Origin of the sequence: Rahnella inusitata (assembly GCF_965118895.1) — a bacterium.
Lineage (GTDB): Bacteria > Pseudomonadota > Gammaproteobacteria > Enterobacterales > Enterobacteriaceae > Rahnella > Rahnella inusitata_A.
The window spans coordinates 123,927-135,634 of the sequence record NZ_CBCPJJ010000024.1; the positions used below are offsets into that span (position 1 = coordinate 123,927).

The window sequence follows — 11,708 nt, forward strand, 5'->3', positions numbered from 1 at the left end:
AACGCACTAATGCTTTACGAAACCGTGACTTAAAATGAGCGTAGATCTGAGGTAGGAAAAAGAGAGGCGCGTTGAGCTGCCATACAAGTCACATGAAAAGGGAGGAAAGGCCAATCCCTGGCCCTGTTGCTTGCTACAGCGAGTGAATTTCAGACGTGTCAAATCACAAAAAACGTTGGTTCAGGCTTTCAGTAATGACGTTGTGCTTTGGTTTAATTCATCCAGCAAGGTATAGCGTTTACGGTATTCAGAACGCTTTTTGCTCGGCAGCTCTTCCATGGTTTTACGCGGTAACGTCAAGGGTACGTCGTATAACGCAGATGAATACGGCGCCGCACTGATGGAATCCCAAAATTCGTTATAGCTGGCGACAAACACGTTTTTCTTGCGGTGACGATAACGCAGACTGCGGAACACATGGCCGGTATCGCTGACCGCCAGAATACGCTGCACGCCAGTTTGCGCGGCGATGCGTTGCAGGCTTTCCAGCAGCAAACGTTTCGGGAACAGTCCGTAGCACGATTTGGTCGCCTGTTTAATCACCTCATGCGGCGTTGAGCGATGCGCCCCCTGGAATCCGCCGACGATCATCGTCAGCCCTTCCGCGCGTTGCACCACGCTGAACGTCAGCGCCGCCAGCAGTGTCTCTTCCATGTACAGAAACATATTGGCTTCGCCTTCACGCTCGGATTTACCGATCGACCCCAGCACCACGCTAAAGGTTTCGCCATCTTTGCCGCTGAACTGGTTCACGGTGCGACCTTCTGCGCTGAGAAAAGTGTTACGCAGCTGCACGTTTTCCAGATTTCTGACGAACTCATAGTGATCAAGGAGTGCCCCGGCGCGACCGGCGGATGGCAGCCCGAGATACAGATAAGGTTTGTGAATTTTGCTCGGCAGTTTGGTCTGCACAGTGAACGCTTCCTGCCAGACCGGTTCGGCGGCCATTTTGTTAAGGACTTTCAGCGTATCCAGCGGGTGCAATAAAGTGCGGACGGCGTATTTCACGCGGAACATCCGGTCACGCCAGAGGTTATCCGGCACGCATGCGCCGCTCAGCAAATCCATAAACAAACTGAATCCGCTGGCTTTTTGGCTGTTGGACGTGTCAGCGGACTGCGTGCCGCTGAGGGATTCGATGTCGTTGAGGGATGAGTGTTCCATGAATGATTTCCGCTGCCTGAAATATTCACGGTATCACCCGATTTTTAAACAACTTTACAACGCTCTGTTAAAGAAACCGGCAGGCCCACAGTGGATGAATTCTGTTGAACTGCCGTTTACATTATCCTGACAAAACGGCGGATTTTTTGGTCAGCGCGCCGGTTTTACTTCATTTTCTTTCAACAAATTCCAGCGCCAGACGCAGCTGTTTCGCGTCGGGATAGCCTGGCAAAAGATGGATCGATTCCCCTTTCTGTAGCGTGCGTTCAATGAGGCGCGCAATCTGCTTTTCATCGTGAATATCGACATTCAATTCCGCCAGGCTCACCGGCAGATCCAGAACGCGGTACAGCGCCTTCAGCTGTCTCACGACCTCCGGCTGACTGAGTAGCGCGCTTTGCACCAGAATGCCGTACGCCACTTTGGTGCCGTGCAGGAAGGCATCGGTCTGCGGCAGTGCTGTCAGACCGTTATGCACCGAATGCGCGGCGGCGATACGCGTGTAGCGATCCCCCAACCCGCCGACCAGACCGCTACCGGCGATGATCGCATCGAGCACGTTGAGGAACGACTGCGTCAGTTGGTTATCCGCCAGCGCCTGCAACGCGGCTTCACTTTGACTGAGCAGCACGTCGCGAATCGTCAGCGCAGTATTCAGCCCGAGCTGAACGGTCAGCGGCAGCGTTTCCGGCTGCGGGCTGAGCACCACAGCTTCATACCATTTCGCCAGCGTATCGCCGATCCCGGCCAGCAGATATTCTTTCGGCGCGGCCAGAATAATGCGCGGCTCGATCAGCACCAGATGATTGGCGTCGTTGAAGATTTCGTAACGCAGCGCCTGCCCTTCGTCGTTATACCAGACCGACAGCGGCGTCCACGCGGCGCAGGTGGCCGCGATGGTCGGGACTGCCACTACCGGTAATCCCAGACGGCGCGCCACCACTTTCGCGGTATCCAGCACCGCGCCACCACCGATGCCGATCACGACCTGACGATCCCCCCCGCCGATGTCAGCAATTCGCTGCACTTCGGTTTCGCTGCAATGCGCCTTGAACAGCACGCGCCTGGCCTGCGAAGCACTAAACGCATCAGGCAGATAATCCTGAGCGGCAACTAACGCCCGTTCACCGTAGATCCACAGCGCCTTATCCAGCTGCTCAGGCATGTAAAAATCGCTCAGACGGTCAATCGCACCTGGGAAAGAAAAATAGTTGGCCGGGCCGGTTACCACACGGATATCAGTATCACTCATCGGGATTTCCTTAATATAGAAGCTGTTACCATCCTACGCCCGGACATCCGGATGGCTAATACCCTTTAGCATTAACTTATACGTTTTCGTTCGTTGCCAGTCGAAGCGCGGTCATCAAAACTCGGACTATCAATTCATTAACGCATTCCAAAAGCGTGTTTAAACGCTCAATGAATTGTCTTCTGGTCGAATGATGGTTAATTACACAGGGTGACAGGCAATACAATGACAACGCAATCTCTTCCCCAACCCGAATACTGCCGCAATATGCGGCTGATTGGCCACAGCGATCAGGGCGGCAAACCTGACGGCGTGCAGGTCATGGTGCACCGTGGCTACGCGTATATCGGCCATATGGTGTCGCAGGGATTTTCTATCGTGGATGTGCGCGATCCGAAAAATCCGCGCCCTGCCGGTTTCGTCGCTGCCCCGCCTGGTACCTGGAACGTGCATCTGCAGGCGCACGATGATCTGCTGCTGGTGATCAACGCCCGCGATTTGTTCGCCGACGTACGTTTCGCCGATGAGAAAGTCTATTACACCCGCCCGGTCAGCGAGACAGTGCAAGGCACACGTGAGCGGGGCTGGAGCGCAGGCGTACGCATTTTTGATATATCGACGCCCGATCACCCAAAAGAGATTGGCTTTCTCGGGCTGGAAGGCATCGGCGTTCATCGCATCTGGTACGTCGGCGGGCGCTGGGCTTACGTTTCCGCGCTGATTGACGGCTACTGTGATTATATCTTCCTGACGATTGACCTGGCCGATCCACGTAATCCGCAGGTCGCCGGACGCTGGTGGCTGCCGGGTATGCATACCGCAGGAGGCGAAACCCCGGACTGGCCGGAAGGTAAACGCTACGCGCTGCATCACGCGATCATCAGCGGCGACACAGCCTACGCCAGCTGGCGTGACGGTGGTCTGACGTTGCTGGATATCAAAGACCGCACTGCGCCGCAGCTGATTTCGCATCGCAACTGGAGCCCGCCTTTTGGTGGCGGCACGCACACCGCGCTGCCGTTGCCGGACCGGGATTTGCTGGTAGTGCTGGACGAAGCGGTGCTCGACAATCAGGAAGACGGCGAGAAGCTGATCTGGCTGTTCGACGTGCGGGAGCCATCGAATCCGGTGAGTATTTCCACCTTCCCGCAGCCGGATGAGCGGGATTACGTCAGCAAAGGCGCGCACTTCGGCCCGCACAATCTGCACGAAAACCGGCCGGGAAGCTTCATCAGCTCAACGCTCATTTTCGCCACCTACCAGAATGCAGGCGTGCGAGCCTACGACATCAGCAATCCCTATCAGCCAAAAGAAACCGGCGCGCTGGTGCCTGCCGCCCCGGAAAAGATGGTCGATAAACGTCCGGGCAGACCACAAGTGATCCAGTCCTGCGACGTATTTGTCGATGCACAGGGCATCATCTACAGCACCGACTACAACGGTGGCCTGTCTATTATTGAGTATTTGGGTTAGCGGCTTGCGCGCCTGAGGTTGTTGTATTTCAGGCGCGATTTACCACGAGCGGTACAAGAAAAATAACTCAGCAAGACCAGAACCGGCCGAAGAATGTCCAGAACCAGTAGATTATTAAAGATATTATTGAAGCAGAAAGAAAATGTCTTTTGTTTTGAACGGCAGTATATAAAGAAAATAACAATGGGATCAAAAATAAAGCGCTTGTAAATGATGAGAATCCTCTGGTTACATTACCGTCCATACCATCAACACCATTGACGTTGTCACACCATCGATGGATGCTTTCATCACTGTGAATTGTATCTATAATAGAAAATGCAAAAATTAATAATGCACAGAAAAGACAGTAAAAATACTGCGCCGATTTAAGAAGCTTTGAAAGTGAAGCTTTGCCCTGGTTTTCCATTATTGAATCCCCATTAACTTTTTAACTCGACTCCTTCGTTTTATGATAGCAAGCCCGTATGAAATGCAATCACGTTCAGGACTGTCATCAGGGAGTGACATAGCCCTAATGAAATCTTCTTTCTTCCTTTGGGTTCCACGATTGTATCTTGAACCTGCCAATATTAAATTTTCATCAGACAATATTTGCGTATTGGCATCAGGATAGTCGAATTTTATCAAATCCCTCAGGTGCAGTGAAACCATTTTCAAATTGAAATCATCGCTTAATAAACATCGACCAATCTGTAATTGTTGCCTGCTCGAAATATTTTTTGGATTAATACCTAATAACTCTGCAACTACACGTATTTGCATTGCTACGACACCTACGGATACACTATTTGAATAATCATTATTACTTCTGAATTTATCTATAAGTTGTCTGTATAACAACACTTGTGGCTTTAAGTTATCTGGTTTCCCTCCAGCCTCTTGCCAGGCCACGTCGGCTAGAAGTAGCACGGGTATTTTCGCCTCACTCGCATACTTAATTATCAAGTCTTTGTGGTATTTAACGAAAGAGTCTTTATATAGAAATAGATATGACTGCCCCCAGTACTCTTCGCCATTTTTCTCCCACTTTGAAATGGTGTAGTCCATCAGATCCCATCGTGGAAATTTCGTTTGCGCTGGCTCACAGAACACATTTTTATTATTCATAGGGTTTGGCCTTATCATCCTTTTTTTTCAAACTTCATTTTTTTGAGATTAAAAAATACGCTCATCCCAAATACTATAACCCGCAGTGCCTGCCTTATGATGTTCCCAGGTTATGCTTTGATAGTTTACTGAAACCATTTCTTCTGGTTGATTACCAGAGTGATCAATCGCATGAGGATAAACAACACTGACTCCATGGAGAAATGCTTTCCTGACAGTGATTGAATAGTAAAGCTCATAAGCGCCAGATGCAGACGTTCTATAAAAGTCAAATTTCAACTCAAGTTCTTCATTGTTAGATATTGCCATTCCAAATAATGGAGATGACTTATCAATGAATTTTACGAAAGAAATAGGGCCGTGATTTACATTTTGAGCCCGGGTTAATGCATGCTCGAATGAAACGACCATTATTTGATCCTGATGCCCAGCCTGATATTTGTTACCTATAGAATCGAAGGTGGAACATCCTGCCGAGATCAAACCTTGTTTCTTTCCTGTTATCGTTAAATAGATATTATTCGCCATGATAAACCCTCACGTTGTGAAATTAAATTGTACTCATGAAACCTGGAGGATTTAATGTGCCTATATCACATTTATTAATTTTACTTGTTTCAATGAAGGGTTTTCTTTATTAATTCATATATTTTTTATATATACATAGTAGAACTCATTCACATCATAGTAGTTTTAACAATTTCACAAACCGGCTCTGTAATATTTCAACCTGCTAATTTTACAAAGAAAAAGTGTAAACAGATAGATCGACCAGCCTGAACACGGACAAATGCTGATATTTACACTGACTGCGCTGCGCCGTTAGGTGATCCAATAATGCCTGCATATATTGCCGCTGGCGCCCTTCTCGCCTGAGATTATTTTGTTCCAGGTGCGATTTATTTTTCTGCACTGTTTCTTTCCACCTTTCATGCTTTATTTCCCTCTTCAGACATAACTTTTGACACTCAGCACCTCAATTTTTTTGTCTGTTTTCTGTGATCAAAGTCATAGCTAACGTTTTTCGCCAGGTCTACTTTTGCCTTTCAATAATCCATTTATCTTATTGATTTATATTGAATATAAATCACAAGAGGAGTCACTTTCTGATAAATGAATTCAACAGAAGCTAAAGGAATAAAAGCATGGCGATTAACGGAACACGCTTTACCTTCGCCGCAGGCAGCACGGCAAAAGACACCTTCGCGGTGCTCAGTTTTCAGCTTTCTCAAACTTACTCAGAACTCTTTACGCTGAATATCGTACTGGTCAGCAGCGACCCGGCGATTGGTTTTGATCAGGTGCTGGATGAGATGGCGATCCTGACGATTTGGCAAGGGGAGGTAATAAAGCGCCGCGTGCGCGGCATCGTGACATGTTGTGAACAGGGAGATACCGGCAAACATCAGACGGAGTACCGCATGACTGTCCGGCCTTATTTCTGGCGCAGCTCGCACCGGCGAAATTGCCGCAGTTTCCAGAACCTGAATATTGTCTCCATTATCGAACCCCTGCTCCGGGAGATGGGTATTAACAAATACGACACACTACTCCGCGCAAGTCACGGTTCGCGGGAGTTTTGCGTTCAGTTCATGGAAAGCGATTACGAATTCATCTCACGACTGACCGCCGAAGAGGGCATTTTCTTCTATGAACAAGAGTATCTCGAGGCCAACGATCAGAAGTTAACTTTCGCGGATAACTGCAGCGCATTGCTCAGTATCGGTGCGCTGCCTTACAACCCAAACGCAGCTTCAGAGACCGATACCTACTGCATCAATAACTTCCGTCGCACTGCGCAGGTTCGCCCCTCAAAGGTGATCACACAGGATTACACCTTTACCGCTCCGAAATGGCGGGCACAGTATGAGGAGCGTCCGTCAAAGATGGGGCACCAGCACACGGTATACGACATTTTTGATTATCCGGGCCGATTTAAAGATGAACAACACGGTGCCGATTTCGCCAAATATCAGATGGAAGGCTGGCGCAACAATGCAGATATCGCGATCGGCACCACAAATTCACCGCAACTTTCACCGGGCGCGTGCTTTGCCCTGAGAGACCATCCCCGTGAAGACCTGAATGACAACTGGCAGGTCGTCGCCATCAACATGTACGGCCACCAGCCACAGGTTCAAATCGGCAATGAAGGTCAGGGCACCACGCTGAGTACCGAATTTGAAGTGATCCCTTCTAGCCAAACCTGGCGACCTACGCCGCAGCTCAAGCCACGCGTGGATGGCCCGCAGATCGCCATCGTTACCGGCCCGCCGGGAGAAGAAATCTTCTGCGACGAACACGGCCGCGTGCGGGTTAAGTTCGCATGGGATCGCTATAACAAAGCCGACAACTACAGCTCCTGCTGGATCCGCGTATCGCAAGCGTGGGCGGGTAGCGGTTTCGGCAATATCGCCGTACCGCGCGTCGGGCAGGAGGTGATCGTCGATTTCCTCAACGGTGACCCCGATCAGCCCATCATTATCGGTCGCACCTACCATGCTACCAATCGCGCACCCGGCGGTCTTCCGGGCAGCAAAACCCAGATGGCGATCCGCTCACAAACCTATAAAGGCAGCGGTTACAACGAGCTGATGTTTGAAGATGCCACCGGCCAGGAACTTCTGTCGATGCAGGCGCAGAAGGACATGAAAACCAAGGTATTGAATGACCAGATGCTGACGGTTGAGCGACATCGGGTGAAAACCATTAAAGGTAACGAACGCAGTGCGATTAAGGGAAACCGCATAAAAATCGTCACCGGAAATGAAACCAATGCCATTAAGGGATTTCAGGGCTCAACGGTGAAAGTTGGCCAGTCACTGGCGGTAAAAGGCGATGTGGCACAGCTCACCGGCGGAAATCTCACCAGCCTTGCTGTAAAGGTCCTGACCTTTGGTTCAGGGGATCTCATTCGTCTGGAGTGCGGGGACAGCGCACTGGAATTACATGCCAGTGGAGCCATCAATCTTAAGGGGAAAAGCCTGAATGTCACGATTGAAGGTAACGGGGTAATTAACACGGTTGGCGGTGTTCTCGGCCTCAATCCCTCTTCTCCAGGTTCACCTGCCAATGCACCGGGAGAAGGCTATAAGCAATCAATTCAAAGCAGCGTTGATGAAATTTTTAACAAGGAAAGTGAATAAACATGAGCCTTTATCATTGTGAAGAATGCAGCTTCCCGTTGCCGGATAACGACAACTGGCAAGATTGCAGCCTGAATATTTTTCGCAGCAAAAACGACAGTTCCTCCGTTATTGTCAGCCGTGGCGTTATTGCGAAGGAACGAACATTTGGAGAAGAACTGGATTACCAGTGGTCACTCCTGTTGGGTCAGATTGAGCTTCTGCACAGCGATCCCCGCCGTCCACGCACTCTGACCCAATCCCCGGGTTACGAAGCACTTGAAACAGACTGTTATTTCAGGCGCGGAAAACATATCCAGTACCAGCGTCAGCTAGCGATTCATGTTCCCGAACGCGAACAAATGCTGATTTTTACCCAGACTGCGTTGCAGCCTTTATCCGATGAGCAAGACCTTTACTGGCAAAAACTCTGCCAGTCATTGTGTCTTACTCATTCATAGCCGGAGGCGACAACATCATGGCTGATGAACACGCTGCCCGGTTGGGCGACCCAATAATACATACCAGTGCTTTGGCAGATATCGCCGCTGTGGCGATTCAAGGGATCGTGGTAGCCGCCGCAGGTGCAATTGTTGCAGGCGTTGCAACTCTTGCCGCCCCGGCAATCGCCGCAGGTAGCATATTAGGGGCGGTGGTCGCTGCTGCCGGGGGATGTGTCGGCGCGGGGTTGATCGCAGGTTTTGTTCTCGAAGCGACAGGAATGATGGATGAGATCGTTAGCGAGAGCGAGGGGCTGGGCAACGCCCTCTTCCCTCCTTCTCCTGCGGGGGTTATCTCCAGCGGGGCAACGAATGTATTCACCAATGATATTCCAGCCGCGCGTGCCGCCGGACGCTTGTTAAGTACCACCGAACAGGCTGGACTCCCACCGGAACCTGAAGGCGAACGAGATTACGCGGCAATGCTGCTTAGCGGCGGTAAGGCCATGTTAAAAGAACTGGTCAACCCGACGGTGGCGCTGCCTGCAGGCCCGGTTGCCCCTTCGAATCAGGATATCGTTCTCTACGAAAAACATCCTCCCAGCCCTGTGCAATATCTGGCAGAGGGGTCGTCAAGCGTTGCCATCAACGATTTGCCCGCCGTGCGTGGCAGTGATCGCACGACGTGCGGAGCGACCGTTTCAACAGCCGTTTCTCCCAATGTTTCAATCGGCGGCGCGGCGGTTGTAGTACGACCGATCAACAGCGGCAAAGTACCGGGGCTGGAATTATTACTGGTCGCTGCCACTTTGCTGCTCTCCCGCAGTCCGTCCAAAATGTTTAAAAAATTGCCCTGCTTATTAATGATGATGGGCGCAGGAATGGCAGCCGGTCAGTTGGGTGCCGCTACGCGCGCAGCCTCGATGCCCGTGCATGCGGCTACCGGTGCCAAAGTACTGGCCGGTGAAGAAGACCTTGATTTTGTATTACCGGCGCGCTTTCCCCTTCACTGGCAGCGCCTTTACAACAGCCGCAATGCGGCCACCGGTATGTTTGGTCAAGGCTGGCGGACACCTTTTGAAACGCGACTGGTGCATGAAGGTGAACAAACCTGCTTTCATGATGAAAGCGGGCGCGAACTGCGTTTCGCCTCACTGGCCGCGGGTGAAAGAAAAATCTACCCCGACACCGGTCTGATGGTCGCCGCCGGTGACGAGGGGGAAATGCTGGTGGCGGATCTGGACGGCAGCGTCTGGCGATTATATCTCCCCGACCCTGCATCTGCACAAAACCTGCGGCTCACCTCGTTAAGTGATGAGTATGGCAACGGCATCCTGCTGCACTATGACGCACAGGGAAGGCTGGCAGAACTGACCGACTCTGAAGAAAGTCTGAGCGTGAGCCTGTATTATCAACTCACTTCGCACCCCCGGTGCGTGACGCAAATTGCGGATAACAGCAACGAAAACTCACGTACGCTGATGACTTACGCCTACAGCTTCACGGGCCAGCTTGCAAAAGTGACAGATGCTGCCGGCGTCGTGCTGCGTGAATTCGATTACACCGACGACGGGCTGATGGCCTGGCACATTCTCCCTTCCGGGCTGCGCTGTGACTACGGATGGCAGCGCTTCGGCGACGACTGGCGGGTGGTGTTACACCGAACCAGCGCCGGGCGTCGCAGCCAGATAAGTTATGATTTGGATGCACGCATCACGCGGGTCACGGAAGCTGAAGGAGCCGTCCGCGAGCATCACTGGAACGACGAGTATCTGGTGGAACGCTATGTCGATGAGGCCGGAAACACCTGGCACTACCAGTGGGACGAAAACCAGCAGCTCACAAAAACCGTCGCCCCCGACGGCGCTACACACCAGTTTGTCTACGATGACGCCGGCAATCTTATCGAAGAGATCGACCCGCTGGGCGGTAGCAGTAAAACCGTCTGGCTGGAGCAACAGGCACTTCCCCGCGATTTTATCGATCCGCAGGACGGCTTTTATCGTCTTCAGTACGACGCCTGCCACGGCGTGATTGCCGAACAAGACGCCCTAGGCAACGTCAGCCGCTATGCGCGCGACGAGTTCGGTCAGATCATCACCTACACCAACGCCCTCGGCGGCATCAGCCGCTTTACGTGGAATGAGCGCGGCCAGCTGCTGACGGCACTCGACTGCTCAGGGCATCTCACCCGACACGACTACGACGAACATTACCGGCTGGCCAGCATCACCGACGCAACTGGTGAGACGCGGCGTTATCAGTACGACGCCGCAGGACGGCTGACCACCCAGCTCTCTGCCGAAGGACGGCTGGAGCAGCTCATATGGGATGCAAAAGGAAGGCTGACGGGCATCCGCGCCGCCGACGGCACCCAACGCGAGTACGGCTACGATCCGCTCACCGGGCAACTGGACTTTAGCCGCGACGGGCGCGGCGCCGGAGTCACGCGCGGCTACGATGTGCGCGGTCGCCTGACCCGACTTCAGAATGAGAACGAAGAAAGTTACCGGTTTGTCTGGGGAGATAACGACCGGCTTATTGAGGAGCATGGCCTTGACGGCGTGGTGACCCGCTACGAGTACGACGTTTGTGACCGGAGCATTAGCAGAACATTCGCCGCAGGCACCGAACAGGCGCTGACCCACCGGTTTATCCGCGACCTCAGCGGTCAGCTGATAACCAAAGAGACGCCGGACGGCCTGACGACGTTTCAGTACAGCCCCGTCGGACAGTTAACGTCGGCGATATTCACTTCACAAAACGGCGGCGAAACGCAGCAGCTCCGGCTTGGCTATGACCTCGCCGGTGAGCTGACTTGCGAGCGCGGCATCAACGGCGACGTTAACTATCAGTACGACGCCCTCGGCAACCGTACGGCGGTCACGCTGCCGGACGGCCGCGCGCTCAAAACCTTCTACTACGGCAGCGGTCACGCACTTGAGATAATGCTGGATGCGCAGCTCATCACCGGGTTCAGCCGCGATGCGTTACACCGGGAAACCGGCCGGTCTCAGGGCGCGCTCCACAGCGGCTGGCGCTACGACCGGCACGGGCGGATTTGTGAACGCTGGACCGGTCTCACCGCCCACGCCTCTCTGGCCCAGCGCAAAGAGCATTGGCAGTACGACCCGCGCGACAATC

Annotated in this window: 9 protein-coding genes; 4 read left to right on the forward strand and 5 right to left on the reverse strand. The window is 52.4% G+C overall.

Going from position 1 to position 11,708, the window contains the following annotated elements:
• Positions 1 to 180: 180 nt before the first annotated feature.
• Both ACMHLI_RS20310 and ACMHLI_RS20315 read right to left on the reverse strand, forming a co-directional pair.
• On the reverse strand, positions 181 to 1,164 hold the full coding sequence (locus ACMHLI_RS20310; protein WP_413531045.1) for a VirK/YbjX family protein: 984 nt from the start codon (positions 1,162 to 1,164) through the stop codon (positions 181 to 183).
• Positions 1,165 to 1,333: 169 nt separating this feature from the next.
• The gene (locus ACMHLI_RS20315) at positions 1,334 to 2,416 is read right to left on the reverse strand and encodes an oxidoreductase (RefSeq protein ID WP_413531046.1); all 1,083 of its coding nucleotides are present in this window, start codon (positions 2,414 to 2,416) and stop codon (positions 1,334 to 1,336) included.
• A gap of 225 nt (positions 2,417 to 2,641) precedes the next feature.
• On the opposite strand from ACMHLI_RS20315, the gene ACMHLI_RS20320 reads away from it, so the two are divergent.
• Positions 2,642 to 3,889 (forward strand): LVIVD repeat-containing protein, encoded by a 1,248-nt coding sequence (locus ACMHLI_RS20320; protein WP_413531047.1) that lies wholly within the window; start codon positions 2,642 to 2,644, stop codon positions 3,887 to 3,889.
• 67 nt (positions 3,890 to 3,956) lie between these two features.
• Here the strand turns inward: ACMHLI_RS20320 and ACMHLI_RS20325 are convergent, their stop codons facing one another.
• From ACMHLI_RS20325 to ACMHLI_RS20335, 3 genes are read right to left on the reverse strand one after another with little or no spacing between them, the layout of a single operon-like run.
• Positions 3,957 to 4,298: a DUF2645 family protein gene (locus ACMHLI_RS20325; protein ID WP_413531048.1), complete on the reverse strand. Its 342-nt coding sequence runs from the start codon at positions 4,296 to 4,298 to the stop codon at positions 3,957 to 3,959.
• On the reverse strand, positions 4,298 to 4,999 hold the full coding sequence (locus ACMHLI_RS20330) for a hypothetical protein (RefSeq protein ID WP_413531049.1): 702 nt from the start codon (positions 4,997 to 4,999) through the stop codon (positions 4,298 to 4,300). The genes ACMHLI_RS20325 and ACMHLI_RS20330 overlap by 1 nt, the downstream gene beginning before the upstream one ends.
• A 48-nt stretch (positions 5,000 to 5,047) precedes the next feature.
• Positions 5,048 to 5,527, reverse strand: coding sequence for an Hcp family type VI secretion system effector (locus ACMHLI_RS20335; RefSeq protein ID WP_413531050.1), 480 nt, complete (start codon positions 5,525 to 5,527; stop codon positions 5,048 to 5,050).
• A gap of 617 nt (positions 5,528 to 6,144) precedes the next feature.
• Between ACMHLI_RS20335 and tssI the strand changes: the two genes are divergently transcribed.
• The 3 genes from tssI to ACMHLI_RS20350 all read left to right on the forward strand — a co-directional run.
• Positions 6,145 to 8,145 (forward strand): type VI secretion system tip protein TssI/VgrG, encoded by a 2,001-nt coding sequence (gene tssI, locus ACMHLI_RS20340; protein ID WP_413531051.1) that lies wholly within the window; start codon positions 6,145 to 6,147, stop codon positions 8,143 to 8,145.
• A 2-nt stretch (positions 8,146 to 8,147) separates the two neighbouring features.
• Positions 8,148 to 8,585 carry a DcrB-related protein gene (locus ACMHLI_RS20345; protein WP_413531052.1) on the forward strand — a complete coding sequence of 146 codons (438 nt, stop codon included), beginning with the start codon at positions 8,148 to 8,150 and terminating at the stop codon, positions 8,583 to 8,585.
• A gap of 17 nt (positions 8,586 to 8,602) precedes the next feature.
• Positions 8,603 to 11,708, forward strand: a 3,106-nt coding sequence (locus ACMHLI_RS20350; RefSeq protein ID WP_413531053.1) for a DUF6531 domain-containing protein, incomplete at its 3' end; no start/stop codon positions are given.

Bases quoted from the DNA above. Each gene is read 5' to 3' on its own strand.
- ACMHLI_RS20310 (WP_413531045.1), bottom strand. From the start codon at position 1,164: ATGGAACACTCATCCCTCAACGACATCGAATCCCTCAGCGGCACGCAG.
- ACMHLI_RS20315 (WP_413531046.1), bottom strand. From the start codon at position 2,416: ATGAGTGATACTGATATCCGTGTGGTAACCGGCCCGGCCAACTATTTT.
- ACMHLI_RS20320 (WP_413531047.1), top strand. From the start codon at position 2,642: ATGACAACGCAATCTCTTCCCCAACCCGAATACTGCCGCAATATGCGG.
- ACMHLI_RS20325 (WP_413531048.1), bottom strand. From the start codon at position 4,298: ATGGAAAACCAGGGCAAAGCTTCACTTTCAAAGCTTCTTAAATCGGCG.
- ACMHLI_RS20330 (WP_413531049.1), bottom strand. From the start codon at position 4,999: ATGAATAATAAAAATGTGTTCTGTGAGCCAGCGCAAACGAAATTTCCA.
- ACMHLI_RS20335 (WP_413531050.1), bottom strand. From the start codon at position 5,527: ATGGCGAATAATATCTATTTAACGATAACAGGAAAGAAACAAGGTTTG.
- tssI (WP_413531051.1), top strand. From the start codon at position 6,145: ATGGCGATTAACGGAACACGCTTTACCTTCGCCGCAGGCAGCACGGCA.
- ACMHLI_RS20345 (WP_413531052.1), top strand. From the start codon at position 8,148: ATGAGCCTTTATCATTGTGAAGAATGCAGCTTCCCGTTGCCGGATAAC.